Origin of the sequence: Exiguobacterium sp. RIT594, from assembly GCF_003339585.1 — a bacterium.
Taxonomy (GTDB): Bacteria; Bacillota; Bacilli; order Exiguobacteriales; family Exiguobacteriaceae; genus Exiguobacterium_A.
In genome coordinates, this window is the sequence record NZ_QPKF01000001.1 from 1,405,400 (window position 1) to 1,425,575 (window position 20,176).

Sequence of the window (20,176 nt, forward strand, 5' to 3'; positions counted from 1 at the left end):
CTCGTTTTTTTATGCTGAACGCGTTGCTGTCTGTTGTTCTTTTTTTAATTGTTCATAGAAGTGCGCCATCGTCGTATCAAAATACGGTGTCAGCAAAACAACTCCGACGGTACTGAGCAGCGCAAGAATCCCCCAAAGGATGAAACTGAGATAAAGTTTCGCCAGCCGCCACTTATGTCCATGCATCATCCGGCGGCTTTCACCAAGGACCTGGATAAACGACAGATCCGGTCGGTCGACCAATAAAAACGGCACCAATCGGTACATCAGATAAAAGTAGATTGCCGGGAGGATCAAAAAAGAACCGATGTAAACGAGTAATGTTACCAGTGTATAGGCTGCCATCGTCTTCAGGTAGAAACGGATCGACGCAAACCCTTCAAATAACGTCCCGATACCGGCTGATTCTCCGCGGACGAATCGTAAGTAGGCAATTGTCCGTCCAAGCGTGACGGGGGACAGCACAATCGTCACGACGATGTTCAAGGCGACGAACCGTAGCATACTGTCGAGATTATCCTGATCAAACGACATCCGGCTGGCAGCCAGCGCAAAGATGACGAAATAGATGATCGAGATGCTGAGCGCTGTCAGCCACTTCCCTTTTAACGTCGCAAGTGCTGCCTGTTTGTACTGTAAATTTGTCATAATGAACTCCTTTATCTTTCAACATTCCTGTTTTAGTGTACCGTAGTCTGCTTTGAAAAAATAGCAATCATCCCCTCACAAGGCTGAAGATGTGACGATTTTTGGACAGCTGTAATAATTGGATTTCATTCTCTTCTTTAAAAAGCGACGCAACCGAAACCACTTTTTCTTCACTCGCTTTCCTCAGGCGAGACACAAGCCAGTTTCCCTGCCCTTATGGTCAGGGAAGCGGGTCTTGTTTGTCTCTGACGGCGCAATGGAAATTGCGCTTTTTCCTGTAGGAGTCTCGTGAATGAAGTGGTTTCTCCAAAATAAAAAAAGAGGAACAGATTAAATCTGCCCTCATTTCTCATAAGGTTGACTGTCGCGCCAACGAATGACTTTGATTAACGTGCCAGCAATTGTTTTAACGCTTTGACCTTCTCCGGATCGACTTGACCGTCGACGAGGACAGCAGATCCGACATGTAACTCGGTTGCGTTCGTTGCATTAAGTAATTCTTCCGCCCGCTCGACTGTGATACCGGAACCCGGCAAGACAATCAGGTCGGGGTGCTGTTCGATTAACTGGGCGATGACCGTTTGTCCTTCAAGGGCTGTCGGTTGTGCACCGGACGTCAAAATCCGGTCGACTTCCGGAAAATCAGCCAGCACTTCCGCTGCTTCCAGGATGTCACGGCTGCTGTCGATCGCCCGGTGGAACGTCAACGACAAATCGCCTTTATGTTTGATGATACGACCGAGGAATCCTTCATCGACACGGCCGTCCGGCGTCAAGGAGCCGACGACGATTCCCGCTGCTCCGAGTTCTCGGATTAAATCGATATCCGTGATGATCGTTTCCTGATCGGCCTTCGAATAGACGAACGATTTGCTGTGCGGACGCACGAGGACATGGACCGGAATCTCGACCGACGACAAGACTTGCCGGATCAAGCCGTAACTCGGTGTCAGCCCGCCTTCCGATAAGGCGGATACAAGTTCCAGCCGGTCGGCTCCCGCCCGCTCGGCTGCTGTTGCTTCTTCGACTGTTGCTGCAATGATTTCTAACATGATACATCCCTCCCGCCCTAGTGTATCACGAGACGACGGTCCAATTCACCCGTTCGTTGAACAGTTTCATCTCCCAGGACGGCGGATAGGTCGAGGGACTGAGGACGATTTTAGCCCGCCGGAATTCGGCGACTTTGTACTTCCGGTTTCCTTCAAACTCGTCACACGCCAAAAAGGCATACACGTCCTTCGTCCGTCCGATGATTGCTTTTTGAATCAGGGACGATTCGATGTCATCGCTGACGAATCCCCGCTCGATTTCGGCGCCGTCAAATGTCAAAAACGATGCATCAAAGGCGTAAGCATCAAGTGCTTGTAACACTTCGACACCGACCGTCTGTCCGAATGAATCGACGGTTCCACCGAGCAGGCGAATTTCACCATGAAACGGTCCGGTTTCCCGGCATTGTTCGAGATGACTGGCAATCGATAAAGAATTCGTCACGATGGTCGCTCCCCCACTGAGGTACGGCAACAGATGTTCGACCGGTTCCCCTTTTCCTAAAAAGATGCAGGAATAGTCACTGAGCCAACCTTTGGCATACCGGGCCAGGCGCCGTGATAATTGATCCGTCCGTCGTGAAATCGACGACTCTTGTTTCCCGCCGTGATAGATTGCTCCGCCATACACCCGCTTCAGTTGCCGTTCCCGTTCGAGTTCCTCGAGATAGCGCCGGACCGTCTCACCGGAGACGTCCAAACGATCGATCAAATCTTTCGTCATGACTTTCCCTTCTTCTTCGAGCCATTGCATGATTTGTGATTTCCGTTCCTCTCCTAATAACGACACATGACCTTCCCCCTTCACAGACAAGTACTACTTCTAGTGTAGCGAACGTCTGTAAAGGTCTTGTAAATCCGGTGTAAAAAAACGTGTAATTCCTATGAAATGTTGTTGAATTCGTTTATTTTTCAGATTAACAAGATATTCACAAAAAAAACCGGATCCTCCTGTCCTTCCTTTACAGAAGAACAACAGCATCCGGTTGAAATCAATCGGTGTCTTTTTTATCTTTCGCAAACATACCAATCTTTGATTCCGTCCCTTGACGGATCCGGCTGATATTTTCACGGTGTTTAAAGATGACGAACAGCGCAAGAATCGTAAAGAACGTCGGGACGATCCAGTCCTGCTCGACGATACCGATCGTGATGGCAGCTACGATACCGATGCTTGCTGAGACGATTGAGCTGAGTGAAACCATCCGGCTCAGTCGTAACGTCGTCAAAAAGGAAATCAACAGCACCAGGAACAGAATCGGGCTCGTCACGAGCAGCATCCCGCCGGACGTCGCGACGGCCTTTCCGCCTTTGAACCTGGCAAAGACCGGATAGATGTGTCCGATGACGGCCGCTAGACCCGCAAACAGCGGATGCAGTTCGGAAGCAAGCAGAATCGGCACAAGACTGGCGACTGCCCCTTTGCCGAGATCGCCAATCAAGACGATGATCCCCGCTTTTTTTCCTAGGACCCGGAACGTGTTCGTCGTCCCGAGATTCCCGCTGCCGTGCTGCCGAATATCAATGCCGTGTCCCCATTTTCCGACAAGCAGAGCAAACGGAATCGAGCCGAGTAAATAGCCTAAAATTAAAATCCCGATGATTTCAATCATGGTCAACCTCCAACGTATTAGTGACCGACCTTCATATATTCTTCGAGAGTCTGCCCATTATTTTTAATTTGTGTGGCTGGACCGACACCAACATACCGGATGTGCCATGGCTCATACGTGTACCCAGTCCGCGACTGGAACCCACGGTCGTACCGGACGATGAATCCATACTTCGCTGCGTTGTTCGCAATCCATTTCCCTTCTTTTGTATCTCCGAGTTCTGCCGTCAATCCATTCCCGACGCTCGGTGCCGAGATATCAAACACAAGTCCGGTCTGGTGCTCACTGTGACCAGGACGGGCCGAATATTGATCGGCTGCCGCTTTTCCGTCACGGGCGACGTAGTTGTTGTAGAGAACCGTCTGACGTGAACCTGAACGGAATCCGCTGACAGCGTTCAGTGTCACACCATCGGCTTTCGCATCGGCAAACATTTTTTCCATTTGCTTCGCTGCCGGTGCCCGCATGTAACTTTGTTCGAGAACGCCTGAATACGAGAAGCTGACGTTTGGCACGACTAAATCCGACGGTTTGTAATCGATCGGCAAGCTGTACTTTTTGTTGACGACGACTAACTCACCCAGTGACAGATCGGCTTTTGTATTCGATTTATCGACGTCCGGTGTTTCGGACTCCGGTTTCGACGGTTTGGCCGGTTCCGGATCCTGAGCGGAATCAGTTTTTCCGTCCTCTTTTTTGTCGGTCGATTTGTCTTCAGCCTTGTCTTCTGTCGAAGATGCGTCCGATGACTTCTCTTCCGTCGTTTTATCTTCAGCTGATTTGTCCGCAGCCGCTTTCTCTTCAGCCGCTTTTTCATCCGCTGTTTTTTTGTCGGCAGCTGCCTGCTCTTCGGCCTTTTTCTCAGCTTCCGCTTTCGCTTCGGCTTCTTTTTTCGCTTCGGCTTCTTTTTTCGCTTCCGCTGCTTCTTTTGCTTCTTTTTCTTTCGCTACTTCGGCATCACTTTTTTCGTTGTCTGAAGTGGCCTTTTCATCTGCGCTTTTATTCGCCTGTTCGGTTTTTGAGTTGTCTTGCGCTTCCTGATCCCCAGGGTTACATCCTGCAAGGAGGAGCGCCAATGTACTGACTGCTACGATTTTTTTCATTTTTAATTCCCCGCTTCCTTGGTGCTATTCTATGTTACCTCTAATCGACTGATTAGAAAAGCCCTCACGCAAGAAATCCTGCTGAGGGCGGAGGCTTAATTGGAGACAAGTGCGGCATCATCGGTACGCATTTGTTCGTAAATCGCGTGCCAGTTCGGAAAGACTTTTGGTAAACGGATTGGACGGAAATTTTCTTTTTTAACGACGACATGCGACGTTTTTCCCGCGACCGCCAGTTGACCGTCGGCATTCTTGACTTCATAACCGTAAATCGTCCGCAGACCGTCATAATGATCAACCCAGACGGACACATGTGCTACGTCACCGTACGTTAATGACCGTTTGTAATCGAGATTCACATTCGTGACCGGCGAGACGTATCCGGCTTCTTCCATTTCCTTGTAGTCAAGTCCAAGTGACTTGATCAGTTCCGTCCGTGCGATCTCAAAATAAACGAGATAATTCGAATGATAGACGATGCCCATCATATCGGTTTCGGCGTAACGGACTGGTATTTCAATCGTGTACATGAAGCTTCCCCCTTAAAAATCCTCTTTTTCAAGATAGGACCATTCTGAACCGGTTAAGCTAAGTTTGTCAATTAATCGGACGGATTGCTTCGCAATTGCTCGTTCGACAATCGTAATCGCGGCACGGGCATTGCCGTTCGGAACCGTCTCAATCATCTGCTCAAGCGTCTGTTTCGCTTCATCCGTCAATTGATACCCGTACTGGGCGGCATAATTGATGATGATCTCAATCAGTTCGTCCTTCGCATAGTTCGGGAAATGGAACTCACGTTTAAAACGGGATTTCAGACCGGGATTGCTGGCAAGCAACGCCTGCATCGGCTGCTCGTAACCCGCGAGGACGACAACCAGATTATCGGCATGTTTCGTCATCTCGTCGACGAGCGTATCAATCGCTTCCTTGCCGAAATCGTTGGCACCGCCGTTTAACGCGTACGCTTCATCAATAAACAGAACACCGCCGAGCGCATCACGGATGACGTCACGCGTTTGTTGCGCGGTCTGACCGACGTAGCCCGAGACAAGATCGGCCCGGCTGACGACTTTCAAATGACCCCGCTTCAAGTAACCGCACTGGCGGAGGACATCGGCATATAATGCTGCGACGGTCGTTTTCCCGGTTCCACTGTTGCCGCTGAAGACCGCATGCAGTTCGACCGGCAATACTTTAAATCCGGCTTCCTGACGGCGCTTCTGCATCGATAACAACGCTTGGATCTGTTTGATTTCCGCTTTCAGCGGCTGTAATCCGACTAATTGTTCAAGTCGTTCCTCAACGCTATTGTCGTCTGAAGCGACAAGTTCAAAATCAGCTTGTTCGAGCAACGCAAAATCTTCGTGACTGGCACTTTCCCCCAGACTCGCCCCTTTTTTGAAGATGGCATCGAGGACGATATTACGAACGGCGCGTCCGTTACCGAAACTGGCGTCGACCCGTTCGCGCTCGAGCCGGGACAATAAAGCCCGCTCGGCTTGTTCCGTCAGGACATAATCGTTGACCGTCGCAATCGAACGACCGATTTCAAGCAGTTCTGTATCGGTATAATCCGCGAGCAGATAATGATTCGATTCCGGGAAACGGCTCCGCAGACCGGGGTTCGCTTTCAGGAAATCGCGCATTTCTTCCGGATACCCGGCCAGAACGACGGCAAACCGGCCGGCGTATTCCCCGCTCGTCATCGCAGCGACAAGCGTATCGATTGCGGCTTGGCCGTAATCATTGCCGCTTTGACCGGCCCGTTTTAAGGCGTAGGCCTCGTCGATGAACAGGACACCGCCGACCGCTTCGCGGACTTTACTCATGACCTGTTCTTCCGTTTGACCGACAAACGCTCCGACGAGCGACGAGCGGTCCGTCTCGACGACTTCCGGCCGCTCCAGCAGACCAAGTTCGTGATAGATTTTCGCCATCAACCGGGCAAGCGTCGTTTTACCGGTCCCTGGATTCCCCATGAAGATCATGTGGAGGGATGGTTGATCGCTCGAGCGGTACCCGTCCGACGTCCGTTTTTGCTGATATTTCAAGAACCGATACATCTGATGGACACGCAACTTAATATCTTCCAGTCCGATCATCGCATCGAGTTCCTCGAGCGCCGACCGTTCGACCTGTTTGATTTCTGCCGGAAGTAACGCAACAACCCGGCGTAAATCTTGCAGTGCCGTCGCTTTCAGTTCCGTCATCTCCCGGAAGGCATCACGCGAATAAAACCGTTCCTGCAGACTGTCGAGAAATTCCGTCGCAATCTGTTCGAGCGACGCGCTCGACAACAGCAAAGCTTTACCGGCTTCAAACAGTTCTGACCAACGCGCTGTATCCATCCGCCGCAACCGTTCCGTCTGTTCGACGACCTGTTCCGTCTCATGCAGGATTTGACCCGCTTGTTGAATCAGTTCTTTTGTCGCTGACCGTTTCGCATTGGCATTGTCCGTCTCGCGGATCGTCGGAAAAGTGTTGGCGACGAGCAATTGGTAACTGCTCTGGAGCTGCTGTTCGATCAGCAACTGTTCCAGCCGTTCCGGCAGCCGGTCGTGCTGGCGGATTTCCTGCATCCAGCTTTCAGCCAGGGCATCAATCCGCCCCGTCATGATGTAACGGTGTTCAACGAGTAAAGCTAAAATTCGGACTAATGCTTCTGTTTCCTGTAATAGGCGGCTGCTTTGGGCATAACGTAAGGCGAGAACTTCTTCGACCTTTGCCCCGTTTTCCCAAGCCGTAATTTGTTTAAACATCTCCTCTTTTGAGAACGTCTCCATGTTATCTTGATTCCTCCCGCTTCTCGAAAAAACCGACTGTGGTCGTCACGGTGTGACGCTCCAGTCGGTCTGTCCTCATTTAGCTTTTAACCAGTTTGGATCGAATGTATCCAGTGTCTCGATTTTTTTCATCTTGACCGAATAAAATAGTTTTCCATTGTTACGTGACTCGGCTCCAAGTACTTTCGACCGGTCGGACGCGACGTAGTAGGTCGCCTCTTCCGCATTGTCGTCCTTATCGAAGAACGATGGATACTGTTTAATCCATTCTTTCGGGACTGTGCTTGCCGGCTCTTTTTTGACGTAAACATCAGCCGCATTTCCGGCGATATCAGCTTCGCCTTCGACTTGACCAAAGTCACCGTTTTCGATGAACTTGATGATTTGTTCGTTAAAGCCGCGTGACAAGAACGGACGCGGTGCGCTGACACTCTTCGACGCTTTCGTCTCATTCAACAATTTTCCGTCGGCATCGTATTCGCGGAACATCTTCCCGTCCCAAATCGCCATCGTTCCTTTAGATGGTCCGTCGATGACTTCTGTCCGGAAGTGGCCTTTGTCATCAAAAACGACTTCATATGTCCGCGTCTCGAGAGCGTCTTCCGTCGTCGACAGTTTCTTTTCGACGTACTGGATCCGCGACATCGTGTAAAACGGTTTGACCGGAGCAGCTTTATCTTCATTAGCGGTCTGTGTCTTATTCAAAAGGTAAAAATTATAGGCAAGGAGTATCGCCATTGCCACGATTGCGACTGCAATCCATGTGCTCGTTCGTTTCGTCATGCCATGTACACCATCCTAGATTTGTCTCGTTTCATGTTAATGGTATCGGTTTTAGGCTTAGAATACAAAGGGTTTGTCCAAGATTCCTGCATTTCCGAAGAAATACGTCAGACTTTTGAACAATTGATTCTGTTTCGAATCGTTCTGATCTCTTCCTTGACGACACACAAAGACGACACACAAAAGGTGAACGGCCCATCGATCCGGCAGTCCACCTTGATTTAATCTGTTTTCGGTTCGAGTGAGACAATCATCGATTCATCGACGAGGTAATACGTTTGATGGGGCAGCTCGCGTAAATAGCCTTGCTCAAACAGTTTCGCACAATCGACCTGGAACGTCTTCGAATACGGTTTGAGGGGTAACTTCCGCTCTTTGTCAAAATACCGGTCGACCGCGACCTGGACGTGATCCATCTCATAGACCGTCAAATGATCTTTCGCTTCCATGATCGCAAACGTTTCCCGTGACATATAGAAGACCTGCGTCGAGCGGGCACCAAGATAGGGTGCAAGTTGCGTTAAATCAATCCGTTGTTCTTCATCGAGCAGAATCGTCCGGTTCGTCCCTTTCGGCAACGCCAGTTCAAAATCGTGTGTCGCCCGTTTGACTTCATCGAGCGTGACGTCGCGAACCGGCAGCTCGGGTTCTTCTTTTGCTTGAAACCATTTCTTGAATCGGTTCACGGTCTCGCCCCTTTCTGCATCAAAAAAGGTGGGGTTGCCCCCACCTCAAACGTTAATGTAAACGGTTTAGTTTTGCAAGCGTTCGCGGAGAACCATTGGTAAGATTCCGCCGTGACGGTAGTAATCGATATCGACTTCCGAATCAAAACGAGCGATTGCTTCGAACTTCGTGACTTTTCCGTCAGCAGCTGTCGCTGTGACTTCGACGACGTCACGTGGACGAACCGACTCGTCGATCGCGATGCTGATTGCTTCTTCACCTGTTAAGCCAAGTGATTCAGCAGATGTGCCGGCCGCGTATTGGAGTGGCAAGACACCCATCATGACGAGGTTCGAACGGTGAATCCGCTCAAAGCTCTCGGCGATGACGGCTTTGACACCAAGAAGGTTTGTTCCTTTTGCTGCCCAGTCACGTGATGAACCCATCCCGTAATCTTTACCGGCGAGGATGACAAGACCTGTACCATCTTCTTTGTACTTCATCGCAGCGTCGTACATCGCCATCGTTTCGCCTGTCGGCCAGTACGTCGTGAAGCCGCCTTCTGTACCTGGAGCGACTTGGTTACGGATCCGGATGTTCGCGAATGTTCCGCGCATCATGATCTCATGGTTACCACGACGTGAACCGTATGAGTTGAAGTCTTTTGGTGCGACACCTTTGCTGACAAGGTATTGTCCGGCTGGTGTTGTTTTCGAGAATGAACCGGCTGGTGAGATGTGGTCTGTCGTGACAGAATCCGCAAACTTACCGAAGACACGGAGATCGTTTAATGCTTCGACGTGACCGGCTTCTTTCGCCAAGTTCTCGAAGAACGGCGGGTTTTGGATGTATGTCGACTCTTCGTCGAAGTCATACTGATCGCCCGTCGGTACGTCCAGGTTGTTCCAACGTTCGTTTCCTGTGAAGACCGAATCGTACTCGGCACGGAAGCTTTCCGGTGTGACGACCGTGTTGATGATCGTTTGAATCTCGTCACGTGATGGCCAGATGTCCGCGAAGAAGACTTCTTGTCCGTCTTTGCCTGTTCCGAGTGACGCGTTCATGATGTCGACGTCAACCGTTCCGGCAATCGCATAGGCGACGACGAGTGGTGGTGATGCCAGATAGTTGGCTTTGACGAGCGGATGAACCCGTCCTTCGAAGTTCCGGTTTCCTGAGAGGACAGACGAGACGAGCAGGTCTGATCCGAGGATCGCGTTTTCGACGGCAAGGTCAAGCGGACCCGAGTTCCCGATACATGTCGTACAACCGTAACCGACTGTGTTGAAGCCGAGTTGATCGAGGTACGGTTGAAGGCCTGATTTCTCAAGGTAATCCGTAACGACTTTTGATCCCGGTGCAAGTGATGTCTTGACGTATTTCGGAACCGTCAATCCGAGATTGATTGCTTTTTTCGCAACGAGTCCGGCACCGATCATGACGTACGGGTTCGATGTATTCGTACAGCTCGTGATCGCAGCGATCGCAAGGTCTCCCGTACGCATCTCAACCGCTTCGTCTTCGTATTGAACGACAGCAACTTTGCTTGCTTCGTCTTCCGCAAGACCAAAACCGGCGTTTCCTTGTGGTGCCGTCAATGCTTTTTGGAACGACGTGTGGACGTCCGTCAAATCAATCCGGTCTTGTGGACGTTTCGGTCCGGCAAGTGCAGGAACGATCGTTGAAAGATCAAGTTCAACCGTCTTCGTGAATGTTGGATCTTCGTTTTGCGGCGTGTAGAACAAGCCGTTTGCTTTTGAGTAGTTCTCGACTTTTTCGATCAAGTCTTCGTCACGGCCTGTCAGACGGAGGTACGTCAACGTTTCCGTATCAACCGGGAAGAATCCGCAAGTTGCGCCGTACTCAGGTGCCATGTTGGCGATTGTCGCGCGGTCAGATAATGACATCAAGTGAAGAGATGGTCCGAAGAACTCAACGAATTTACCGACAACGTTTTGTTGACGTAACATTTCCGTCACGCGGAGCGCAACGTCCGTCGCTGTTGTTCCAGGATGCATTTCACCTGTGATGCGGACACCGATAACTTCAGGAACCGGGAAGAATGAAGGTTGTCCGAGCATGCCGGCTTCTGCTTCGATTCCACCGACACCCCAACCAAGGACACCAAGTCCGTTGATCATCGTTGTGTGCGAATCTGTTCCGACGAGTGTATCCGGGTAGACATCAACCGAACCGTCTGCTGTTTCTTTTTCAAGAACGACAGATGCCAAGTACTCGAGGTTTACTTGGTGGACGATTCCTGTTGCAGGCGGTACAGCACGGTAGTTGTCGAATGCCGTTGTTGCCCAGCGTAACAATTTGTAACGCTCTTCGTTCCGTTCGAACTCAAGATCCATGTTTTCAGCAAGTGCGCCGGCAAATCCGTAAGAATCGACTTGAACCGAGTGGTCAACGACGAGATCAACCGGAACTTCCGGGTTGATGACTGACGGATCTCCACCGAGGTCCTGCATCGCTTTACGGAGTGACGCGAGGTCGACGACAGTCGGAACGCCCGTGAAATCCTGTAAGATGACGCGTGACGGCTTGAACGGCACATCGATATCATTCGATACTTGGGCAGTTCCCCATTTCGCCAAGTTTTCGACATGCTCTTGTGTAATCGAACGACCGTCTTGTTGACGAAGGACGGATTCAAGCAGCACACGGATTGAATACGGAAGGCGTTTGACTTCCGTCAGACCGAGTTCTTCCAATTTTTCAAGGCTGTAATAGTTGTAATTTTTACCGTTAGCTTCAAACGAACGGCGTGCACCAAACACGTCTTGCGTTGGTTGCGTTTGCTTCATGCTGATTCCCCCTTTAAGTGTTGACGACATCAAGCCCCTGATACCGCTTACTTGTACAGCTCTATCATAGTATAATATGAGCCCCGTTACAATTTGAAAGAACAAAAGACCTTCAATAAGTTTTACTTATCACCTAATTGAGAAACTATATCAATCATATGCTTATGATGACACGCGCTTTCTAGTTTTTAATGGTTCTGTTACGGGTACTACTAAATTGTAGAACGACATCAGAACTTTCTGGAGGCGGAAATTATGGCACAATATAAAAACAACGATGCAACGCACGTCGTCACGACGATTATTTTCAACGATCTGGAAAAAGCCAAAACCGGTTTTGAAATGATCAAGGATCTCGAAGCGATCAAAGAGATTGAAATGGAACAGATGGTCCTCGCCGAACGCAATGAGACGGACGGCTTCTCCTTCATCGATGCGATCGACTTCACGCAACAGGATCAATCGTTTAAAGGCTCGTTGATCGGAATGGCGGTCGGCGTCGTCGGTGGACCATTCGGCATGCTCGTCGGCTCCGTCGCCGGATACCTAATCGGCGCAAACCGGGACGAAAAAAACGAACGCGATTCGTTTGATCTGTTTAACCGGACACTCAACCAGATCAATCCCGACCACTACGGCGTCATCATCATCAGTGAGGTCAACGAGGATTCGGAAGCGATCAACGCGATTGCGGCGGAACTCGGAGCGACCGTACGCCGGACCGGTGAAACGTTTACGGATGAGACGGTGTGAACTAACAATATAAGGTGTACATTTCGTCCCCGCTTTTTCGGGGACGTTTTTGATGTAGATAGTTTTAGTAGAGACTTATTCATTTTACTTGTGATAAGGTAAATTAGTTTATATAACAATTTTTCTTTTGAATGAGCGTCGTGAATTAAATGATGTATTCAGAGTGAATTAGTTGAATTAATATAGAAAGGTATTGAGTTTTTAACGAACTGTAACATTTAGCACCAATCGCGAACCGAAATCCATTACTAATGCATGGTAAATATTTAATCTTCTAAAAATATTTAACACGGACCCTGTTTTTTTATATAAAACGTTATCTACAGTTCATAAATAGACATTGATTAATATACGAGTAAATACAACATTTTTTGCTTCGTTTACTAGGTTTTTTAGTAATTAGTATTTTTTTATATTAAACGACCGTTTTATATAATTACAACACCGGATAATAAAGGATTAGTTTGCTTTTGCTCTTTTATTATCAAGAGAAATTATTCTCCTTAAAATTCCTTATAACTATCTATCTTCACCTCTTTTTTTTAATCCCCCCCAAAAAAGAGTACCGTTTTGAAAACGGCACTCTTTTTTGCAATATTTCAATCATTTTTTTGACTCGCGCTTGATAATGTATACCTTCTTCAAAAGTAACCCTTTATAGTTTCTTAATCCATGACCAAGAATAGGACTGTGGAAGTTCTAGTACAACTCCAAGTTCCTGGGCGGCAGCATATGCCCAATGTGGATTCCATAAAAGTTCTCGTCCTAGAAAAATAAGATCAGCTCTCTTATTTCTTAAAATTTCTTCTGCATGTCCGGCTTGCTTAATTAAACCTACCGCTCCAGTCGGGACATCTGCAGCGTTGCGGATTGCATCAGCCAACGGCACCTGATATCCTGGATACGTTTTCGGACGGAAGTTAATCAGCCCACCGGCACTGACATCAATCAAGTCGACGCCCATTTCTTTCATAAGTCGGCTGTAGTAAATGTAATGATCAAGTGAGTTTCCTTCAGTATCAAATTCATCGGCAGAAACACGGACAAAAAGTGGTCCGTTCCATTCTGTTTTTACGCTCTCAATAATCTCTTTCAACAAGCGAAAGCGTTTTTCTACAGTTCCGCCGTATTCATCCTGTCGCTGGTTAGTGACAGGAGAAAGAAACTCATTTATGAGATAGCCGTGGGCTGCGTGAATTTCCAGAACATCAAATTCTGCTTTTCTAACCCGAGCTGCTGCTTCTTTGAACTCTTGCACAATGTTTTCGATTTGGGTAATAGAAAGCTCTTCCGGCGTTTTCTCACCTTCTTTGAAAGAAATAGCCGAAGGGGCTACAATGGGACCGTCTATTTTTGCTTTACGGCCTGCATGGCTAATTTGAATACCTACAGCTGAGCCAGCTGTTTTAACAAGGGCAACCAAACTTTTTAATCCGTCAATATGTTCATCTCCCCAAATCCCTAAATCCTGAGGGGACATTCGGCCTTGAAGAGTAACAGCAGAGCATTCTACCATCACTAAACCAACACCTCCTATTGCACGCGCTGGGTAATGAATACGGTGCCAATCTTGAACAATCCCGGTTTCATCTTTACATGCATACATACTCATCGGTGACATGACAATCCGGTTCTTCAAGGACAAATCTTTAATCGTGAACGGGCTGAACAGCATAGATTCACACTTCTTTCGTCTATTATTGAATAAAGAATTATTTTTTAATTATCATTAAAAAGATAAAAATGGATAGGAATAGTTTTCACAATCCATCGCCTTTGCATGCATAGAGTTTAGTTCCATTCATTTAGTTTTTATGTAAAAAAGCGAAACCTAGAGAGAGTAACTTCTCTATAAGGTCTCGCCACTTCACTGATGAACTAAAGAATTTTTACAATCATTTCTTTACATGATTCACTTTTCTTTTTACTGAGCCGATTTCTTTTGTTTTGAATAAATTTCATCCATAAATGCTCCGGCACTTAAAATAGCTTCTTTTCCTTCTTCGAGATAGGAATGGAATGCAGGCCAATTGTGAACCATGCCAGGGAAGGATCTGAATCTAATATCGACTCCTGCCAAGGCTGCATTGGTAACGAACGTTAACGCTTCACTTAACATAACTTCAACTTCTCCAACCATTACATAGATCGGGGGTAGTCCTCTTAATTCCCCGTGGATTGGCGATGCTAAAGGAACCTCAGGCGAAACACCATCTAAATACGTTTCTGCAAGGTATTTAACACCTGCGTTTGAATTCATCGGATCGATTCCTTCTTTTGTTATATACGTTTCACCAATTTGTCCTAGATCAATCCAAGGAGAAATCATTACGCCTGCTGCTGGAAGAGGCAGGTGGTTATCACGAATGTTCATCAACAAACCGGCAGTCATGCTTCCGCCTGCAGATTCACCGGCAACAATAATATTTTTCTCGTCATAGCCTTGATCTAGTAACCATGTATAAGCTTTCATTGCGTCTTCAAGTGGTGCAGGGAAATGATGTTCAGGTGACAGGCGATAGTTAATAGCAAGTGTACGGGCTTTAGCTGCTCTCCCTAATTCACTTGTTTCACCTCGATGAGTTGAGATGCTTCCGAATAGGAATCCGCCACCATGCAGGTAAAGAAGAACACGATCATCCTGAGATTCAGGGACAGTTTGCCATTCGCCCTCCATCCCGTAAATATCCACTTTTTCTGTCGTTACATCTTCAGCAACAGGTAACGTTCCATATGCTTTTTCAGCTTGCACACGCAGTTCGTCAACAGGTATAGAGAAGTCCGGGATATTATCTTTAAAAAAGTTACTCGCTTTTTGTCTAGCTTTGTAGTTGCTCATTTATAAAAACTCCTTTTATATTTATATACATCTATATAAAAAGATTTATTAAATCGCTTTTTATAGATATTAAAGATTATACTAACCTCCTTTTTTTATCCTGTCAATTCTTTATACTTAAAAATTTGAGAGACTAGAAGCTTAATAAAGAAATTCGTTCGCATAAGGTGCCTGTGTGTTTTAGCCTTACAGTTCGTCTTTAATCCAGCCAGCTAATTTTTGAACCGTTTGTTCATTCCGCCGGTAATACGTCCATTGACCGATTTTTTTAGCCTCCACTAATCCGCTTTTATAAAGCATAGACATGAAATTCGATACCGTGGATTGGGAAATGTCCACTTTTTTTTGAATGCTTGCTACACAAACGCCGCCAATAAAATTATGGGTGCTTAATGAATGTGACTGTGGCTCGAAATTCTTTTCGGGCTCTTTTAACCATTTAAAAATCTGGAGGCGTGTATCGTTAGATAAGGCTTTTATAATTTTGATTTCATCCATTTGTTTAAGTTCTCCGTTTCCTATAATTTTTTATTCTTTATATGTTAAGAATAACTATATGCATACTTTCTACTACAATATAACTTCTAAGCAGACAAAAGCAAAATGCATTGCCCTCTAAAAGTTTTGAGTTCGTCTCTTTTATTAATTCGCGCCTTTTTTGTCTTATAGTAAATAAGCTATAAAAAATCAGCTATAAAGAAACTTCTAGATAGGAGTCATTCAATTTATTCATAACGCCAATATCTTTCATACAAGTATTTCGTTTGGAATTGTTCGCCTAATAAAAAAGGAGGAAACAACCTTTTGCGTTCTCTCCTTTTTTCCGTTGTGATTTCCCCTATTTATTTGTCATTTTTAAATTTTCTATAGCTTAGGCTCAGGCATTCTTCTAGACGTTCAAAAAGGATCATCATATTGATACTTTAAAAGTAACTACATGTGATCCTCTTCAAAAACTTAATACAAACGCTTTTCAGCAATTTTATAAATTTCATCTTTATCTCTTTTACCGATAGCAACAATCTGAATGATTTGCAGTTTACCTTCTACTTCTCTAAAGACAACACGTTACCCCATCTTCCTGTTTTTTTAACTTATTGCAATGAGACAGGTTTCCGTTAAGTTGCTGTCCTGCCTCCATTCCTTTGAAAATGATTCGTTCTAGTGCCTTATCCACGAATATCTTTTGACTACCGTCGAGATCATCGTAGTCTCCCTTTGAATACTGCGTCCACTCAAGCTGATACAATTCTCATTCCCACCCATCCATTTCATCAATAGTAGATGGGGGATTGACTCGTGCTCCACGAACTTCTGAATCAGAATATGTTCGGACATTTTTATTGGATAGTCGCATCTCGACTGTCAAATCATCTAATCGGCTGTACAATTCTTCAATTTCTTTATTTAGTGACTCGTATTGCTATTGGGTAAGCATGACACCAGCTGCTTCACAGTCAGCTCTTTGGAATGCTTCCATAGGCGACCGTTTGACATCAGAAATTGAAGTGGTTGGAATATCGAGTGTTCTCATATCCATAATCATTACCTCCCTTTTATTTACTCTGTCATATACCTTTTAAAAGACTTTTAAAAGGTATATGATTACGATTCTGCAAATCTATAAATGGACAAATGTAAAGAAGTACAAATATATAATGCGTCAAAAATACATGTACGGAGGCAGAATCCCCCTTGTTTTCAATGAATGAGGTTTAAAACGTAGTAGGCTGCACCTAAGAAATGATGAAGAAATGTTACCAGTCCCATTAACCAGGTTAGCAGTACAGATAATATCTTCACCATCCGCTTAAAGAAATTTAGTTTCTCCATAAGGGAATCACTTTCCTTTCAGTAGTTTCGCAATATCCTACTAAAATCAAATGGAGAATAATCGGACTAGAGCACCTTAAACCGTTCTATATATCGTTTACGCATAGTATGAATAGGCACAGTTTAACATTCTACACGAGGCGTTATGAGTTTTTTTGTGTTTTCAGTTAGGTGTTGCACTTAATATTACAATTCATCTTATAATAAAAACTATGAAATGAGGAATTCCTTTCCATGAGACTATTGCCTCCAAAACCCTTTTATTATGAAGGTGGCGAAAGAGCCGTTCTACTTTTGCATTCCTTCACCAGCAATCCGAACGACATGAAAAAGCTTGGCCGCTACCTGCAACAAAATCAGTACTCCTGCTACGCTCCGACACTCAGTGGACACGGTTTACCGGCAGAAGAACTTCTGAACTACGGACCAACTGACTGGTGGCAAGATGTTCTCGACGGTTATCAGCTGTTGAAAGACAAAGGATTTGAACATATAGCAGTCGTCGGTCTCTCCCTGGGTGGTGTTCTTGCTTTAAAAACGGCACAGGAGTTGCAAATCAACGGTGTAGTCACCCTGTCCGTACCGATGGATAAGGAAGCAGCCCTCCTAAAGGAACGAATCCTTTATTACGCCAAGCGCTATAAACAGCTCGAAGGGAAAGATGACAAACAGATTGCCTCTGAAATGGCTGAACTGGATCATCTCCCTTTTGAATCGCTGACCGACTTCGAACAACTCATTAACCGGACGCGAGACCATTTAACGTCGATCGTCTCTCCTGTTTGCGTCATGTATGGGGAATTGGATGATCCCTCATACATGACGAGTGCCGAGAAGATTTTCCAAAGCGTAACTTCGGATCAAAAAACGATTAACGGATTTGCGAATTCGAAACATTTAATGACGCTAGGAAAAGATATGAACGCAGTCAATCAAGACATTCTTGCGTTTTTAAACGAACTGAGCTGGTGATGTATTTATCCCCTTTAAAGGCAGTCCGCACTCAGCGGGCTGTCTCTTTTCATTCTGCTGTATAGATCTGTAATCAGAAACCAATCAAAACAATTGACGCCATAAAAAACAGATGGTATATTTATCTCGAATTAAAGATATATGAATTGAAGATAAAAGAGGTGAACGAAATGGAACAGCCGAATCCGAACTTAAAAGCACTGACGGTCATGGTTCGCGCCGTCGATGCGCTTCATGAAGTCATCAAACAGGATGTCGCTAAATCGGGTTTAAATCCGACAGATTTTTCGGTACTCGAGTTGCTGTATCATAAAGGAAGGCAACCGATTCAACTGATTGGGAAAAAAGTATTGATTACCAGCGGCAGCATCACCTACGTCATCGATAAGCTCGAAAAAAAGAATTACGTCGCCCGTAAAGCCTGTCCGGAGGATCGGCGTGTGACATTTGCGGAACTCACCCCAGACGGTCAAAACTTGATGGATACGATTTTCCCGGAACATGAACAAGCTATTAATCAGGTTTTTCAAGGGATTGACCAGGCGGAAATTGAATTGTTCATTAAGACTGCTAAAAAAATAGGCTACCAAGCCCAAAATCATTAAATTTTTTTACCTATATATCTCGAATTCGAGATAATAACAACTAAGGGAGCGATTTAGATGAACGAATTAAAAGGAATCCACCACGTAACGGCCATCACGAGCAGTGCCGAGAAAAATTATGCGTTCTTCACCAACGTCTTAGGCATGCGTTTGGTCAAAAAGACGGTAAACCAGGATGATATTCAGACCTACCATCTGTTTTTCGCCGACGACAAAGGATCCGCCGGCACCGATATGACATTCTTTGATTTTCCGGGCATCCCGAAAGGAACACACGGCACAAACGAAATCTACAAAACCGCTTTTCGCGTGCCGACGGACGAAGCACTTGACTACTGGATCAAACGGTTTGACAAATATGACGTCAAACATCGCGGCATCAAAGAACAATTTGGGAAGAAAACCCTCTCGTTCGTTGATTTCGACGATCAGCAATACATGCTGATTTCAGATGAACACAACAAAGGCATTGCCTCCGGCATTCCATGGCAAAATGGTCCGGTTCCATTAGAATTTGCCATCACCGGTTTAGGTCCGATCCACATCCGGATTGCCGAATTTGACCGGTTAAAAGAAGTATTGGAAAAAGCGATGCTGATGCGGGAAATCGATAAAGCCGGATCACTGCATCTGTTTGAAATGGGCGAAGGCGGAAACGGCGCTCAAGTCATCGTCGAACATAACCTCCTCCTTCCAAGTGGACAGCAAGGATTTGGTACCGTTCACCATGTTGCGTTTCGGGTCGAAGATACAGCCGCTTTAAATGAATGGATCAGCCGCATGCAAAACTTACGATTCAACACATCCGGCTACGTCGATCGTTTCTTCTTCGAATCATTGTATGCACGTGTCGCCCAAGGCATTCTGTTCGAATGGGCAACGGATGGTCCCGGCTTCCTGGGCGATGAGCCGTACGAAACAGTCGGAGAGAAATTATCATTACCACCGTTCCTCGAGTCGCAACGTCAACAAATCGAACAAATGGTCCGTCCGATTGATACCGTCCGCAGCACGCGGACAATCGAAAAAGAATATCTATAATCCGGAGGAATTAATTTGAATATCTTCAGTAAAATATTTGGTTCAAAGGAAACACCACAATTAGAGGAGGAAACGAACATGACAAAGTTAAACATTGGGATTATCTTAGGATCAACACGTGAAGGTCGCTTAAGCCCGCAGGTCGGCAACTGGGTCAAAGAACTCGCGGACAACCGTGGGGACGCCAACTATACGATCATTGACATCGCCGATTACAAATTACCGCTGCTCGGTGAAAAAGACGGCGATGCATCCGGTGCAGCTGCTTGGTCTGAAGCGATTGCTGCGCAAGACGGCTTTGTCTTCATCGTTCAGGAATACAACCATTCGATTTCCGCATCCTTAAAAAATGCCCTCGATTACCTTCGTGTCGAGTGGAACAATAAAGCAGCCGGTATCGTCTCGTACGGTTCGGTCGGCGGTGCCCGGGCAGCAGAACATTTACGCGGGATCTTAGGCGAATTGTTGATTGCAGACGTCCGCGTCCACCCTGCCCTCTCACTGTTCACTGACTTTGAGAATGGAGCTGTGTTAAAAGCAGCACCCGTTCAGGCAGATTCCGTCAACCAAATGCTCGACCAGGTCATTCCTTGGGCTGACGCTTTAAAAACGATTCGTTGATCATTAAAACAAAACTATTCTTTTAAGAAAACGAGAGAACTCCTTCATCCC

18 protein-coding genes are annotated in these 20,176 nt (G+C 46.3%); 5 read left to right on the forward strand and 13 right to left on the reverse strand.

Annotation, left to right across the window (positions count from 1 at the left end; translation table 11 throughout):
- Positions 1-9: 9 nt before the first annotated feature.
- The 10 genes from DVG79_RS07375 to acnA all read right to left on the reverse strand — a co-directional run bounded on the left by DVG79_RS07375 (position 10) and on the right by acnA (position 11,461).
- Positions 10-648 carry a DUF975 family protein gene (locus tag DVG79_RS07375; protein ID WP_114596145.1) on the reverse strand — a complete coding sequence of 213 codons (639 nt, stop codon included), beginning with the start codon at positions 646-648 and terminating at the stop codon, positions 10-12.
- A gap of 386 nt (positions 649-1,034) precedes the next feature.
- The gene (locus tag DVG79_RS07380; protein WP_114596146.1) at positions 1,035-1,700 is read right to left on the reverse strand and encodes a copper homeostasis protein CutC; all 666 of its coding nucleotides are present in this window, start codon (positions 1,698-1,700) and stop codon (positions 1,035-1,037) included.
- Positions 1,701-1,725: 25 nt separating this feature from the next.
- Complete coding sequence (locus DVG79_RS07385; protein WP_114596147.1) at positions 1,726-2,490, reverse strand: DeoR/GlpR family DNA-binding transcription regulator; 765 nt, start codon at positions 2,488-2,490, stop codon at positions 1,726-1,728.
- 202 nt (positions 2,491-2,692) lie between these two features.
- Entirely contained in the window at positions 2,693-3,313 is a 621-nt protein-coding gene (gene plsY, locus DVG79_RS07390; protein ID WP_114596148.1) for a glycerol-3-phosphate 1-O-acyltransferase PlsY, read from the reverse strand.
- A gap of 17 nt (positions 3,314-3,330) precedes the next feature.
- Positions 3,331-4,416, reverse strand: a complete 1,086-nt coding sequence (locus DVG79_RS07395; RefSeq protein ID WP_114596149.1) for a M15 family metallopeptidase — start codon at positions 4,414-4,416, stop codon at positions 3,331-3,333.
- A gap of 95 nt (positions 4,417-4,511) precedes the next feature.
- On the reverse strand, positions 4,512-4,946 hold the full coding sequence (locus DVG79_RS07400; RefSeq protein WP_114596150.1) for an acyl-CoA thioesterase: 435 nt from the start codon (positions 4,944-4,946) through the stop codon (positions 4,512-4,514).
- Between the two features lie 12 nt (positions 4,947-4,958).
- Positions 4,959-7,202: an AAA family ATPase gene (locus DVG79_RS07405; protein WP_114596151.1), complete on the reverse strand. Its 2,244-nt coding sequence runs from the start codon at positions 7,200-7,202 to the stop codon at positions 4,959-4,961.
- 75 nt (positions 7,203-7,277) lie between these two features.
- The gene (locus tag DVG79_RS07410) at positions 7,278-7,985 is read right to left on the reverse strand and encodes a hypothetical protein (RefSeq protein WP_114596152.1); all 708 of its coding nucleotides are present in this window, start codon (positions 7,983-7,985) and stop codon (positions 7,278-7,280) included.
- A gap of 221 nt (positions 7,986-8,206) precedes the next feature.
- Positions 8,207-8,671 (reverse strand): DUF3939 domain-containing protein, encoded by a 465-nt coding sequence (locus DVG79_RS07415; RefSeq protein ID WP_114596153.1) that lies wholly within the window; start codon positions 8,669-8,671, stop codon positions 8,207-8,209.
- Between the two features lie 66 nt (positions 8,672-8,737).
- Positions 8,738-11,461, reverse strand: a complete 2,724-nt coding sequence (gene acnA, locus DVG79_RS07420) for an aconitate hydratase AcnA (protein ID WP_114596154.1) — start codon at positions 11,459-11,461, stop codon at positions 8,738-8,740.
- Between the two features lie 255 nt (positions 11,462-11,716).
- Between acnA and DVG79_RS07425 the strand changes: the two genes are divergently transcribed.
- On the forward strand, positions 11,717-12,214 hold the full coding sequence (locus tag DVG79_RS07425; protein WP_114596155.1) for a hypothetical protein: 498 nt from the start codon (positions 11,717-11,719) through the stop codon (positions 12,212-12,214).
- Between the two features lie 655 nt (positions 12,215-12,869).
- Here DVG79_RS07425 and namA read toward each other — a convergent pair.
- From namA to DVG79_RS07440, 3 genes are all read right to left on the reverse strand, one after another.
- Positions 12,870-13,889, reverse strand: coding sequence for an NADPH dehydrogenase NamA (gene namA / locus DVG79_RS07430; protein WP_114596156.1), 1,020 nt, complete (start codon positions 13,887-13,889; stop codon positions 12,870-12,872).
- Between the two features lie 249 nt (positions 13,890-14,138).
- Positions 14,139-15,053 carry an alpha/beta hydrolase gene (locus tag DVG79_RS07435; RefSeq protein ID WP_114596157.1) on the reverse strand — a complete coding sequence of 305 codons (915 nt, stop codon included), beginning with the start codon at positions 15,051-15,053 and terminating at the stop codon, positions 14,139-14,141.
- Between the two features lie 186 nt (positions 15,054-15,239).
- Positions 15,240-15,551, reverse strand: coding sequence for an ArsR/SmtB family transcription factor (locus DVG79_RS07440; RefSeq protein WP_114596158.1), 312 nt, complete (start codon positions 15,549-15,551; stop codon positions 15,240-15,242).
- A 1,569-nt stretch (positions 15,552-17,120) separates the two neighbouring features.
- Here DVG79_RS07440 and DVG79_RS07450 point away from each other — a divergent pair.
- The 4 genes from DVG79_RS07450 to DVG79_RS07465 all read left to right on the forward strand — a co-directional run bounded on the left by DVG79_RS07450 (position 17,121) and on the right by DVG79_RS07465 (position 20,125).
- Entirely contained in the window at positions 17,121-17,858 is a 738-nt protein-coding gene (locus DVG79_RS07450; protein WP_114596159.1) for an alpha/beta hydrolase, read from the forward strand.
- A 170-nt stretch (positions 17,859-18,028) separates the two neighbouring features.
- Entirely contained in the window at positions 18,029-18,463 is a 435-nt protein-coding gene (locus tag DVG79_RS07455; protein ID WP_114596160.1) for a MarR family winged helix-turn-helix transcriptional regulator, read from the forward strand.
- A gap of 57 nt (positions 18,464-18,520) precedes the next feature.
- A complete protein-coding gene (locus DVG79_RS07460; protein WP_114596161.1) occupies positions 18,521-19,504 on the forward strand; it encodes a ring-cleaving dioxygenase in 984 nt (327 codons plus the stop codon).
- Positions 19,505-19,582: 78 nt separating this feature from the next.
- Entirely contained in the window at positions 19,583-20,125 is a 543-nt protein-coding gene (locus DVG79_RS07465; RefSeq protein WP_114596162.1) for an NADPH-dependent FMN reductase, read from the forward strand.
- Positions 20,126-20,176 lie beyond the last annotated feature (51 nt).

Excerpts from the sequence above, each read along its gene's own strand:
- DVG79_RS07375 (WP_114596145.1), bottom strand. The coding sequence starts at position 648 with ATGACAAATTTACAGTACAAACAGGCAGCACTTGCGACGTTAAAAGGG.
- DVG79_RS07380 (WP_114596146.1), bottom strand. The coding sequence starts at position 1,700 with ATGTTAGAAATCATTGCAGCAACAGTCGAAGAAGCAACAGCAGCCGAG.
- plsY (WP_114596148.1), bottom strand. The coding sequence starts at position 3,313 with ATGATTGAAATCATCGGGATTTTAATTTTAGGCTATTTACTCGGCTCG.
- DVG79_RS07395 (WP_114596149.1), bottom strand. The coding sequence starts at position 4,416 with ATGAAAAAAATCGTAGCAGTCAGTACATTGGCGCTCCTCCTTGCAGGA.
- DVG79_RS07400 (WP_114596150.1), bottom strand. The coding sequence starts at position 4,946 with ATGTACACGATTGAAATACCAGTCCGTTACGCCGAAACCGATATGATG.
- DVG79_RS07405 (WP_114596151.1), bottom strand. The coding sequence starts at position 7,202 with ATGGAGACGTTCTCAAAAGAGGAGATGTTTAAACAAATTACGGCTTGG.
- DVG79_RS07410 (WP_114596152.1), bottom strand. The coding sequence starts at position 7,985 with ATGACGAAACGAACGAGCACATGGATTGCAGTCGCAATCGTGGCAATG.
- acnA (WP_114596154.1), bottom strand. The coding sequence starts at position 11,461 with ATGAAGCAAACGCAACCAACGCAAGACGTGTTTGGTGCACGCCGTTCG.
- DVG79_RS07425 (WP_114596155.1), top strand. The coding sequence starts at position 11,717 with ATGGCACAATATAAAAACAACGATGCAACGCACGTCGTCACGACGATT.
- namA (WP_114596156.1), bottom strand. The coding sequence starts at position 13,889 with ATGCTGTTCAGCCCGTTCACGATTAAAGATTTGTCCTTGAAGAACCGG.
- DVG79_RS07435 (WP_114596157.1), bottom strand. The coding sequence starts at position 15,053 with ATGAGCAACTACAAAGCTAGACAAAAAGCGAGTAACTTTTTTAAAGAT.
- DVG79_RS07440 (WP_114596158.1), bottom strand. The coding sequence starts at position 15,551 with ATGGATGAAATCAAAATTATAAAAGCCTTATCTAACGATACACGCCTC.
- DVG79_RS07450 (WP_114596159.1), top strand. The coding sequence starts at position 17,121 with ATGAGACTATTGCCTCCAAAACCCTTTTATTATGAAGGTGGCGAAAGA.
- DVG79_RS07455 (WP_114596160.1), top strand. The coding sequence starts at position 18,029 with ATGGAACAGCCGAATCCGAACTTAAAAGCACTGACGGTCATGGTTCGC.
- DVG79_RS07460 (WP_114596161.1), top strand. The coding sequence starts at position 18,521 with ATGAACGAATTAAAAGGAATCCACCACGTAACGGCCATCACGAGCAGT.
- DVG79_RS07465 (WP_114596162.1), top strand. The coding sequence starts at position 19,583 with ATGACAAAGTTAAACATTGGGATTATCTTAGGATCAACACGTGAAGGT.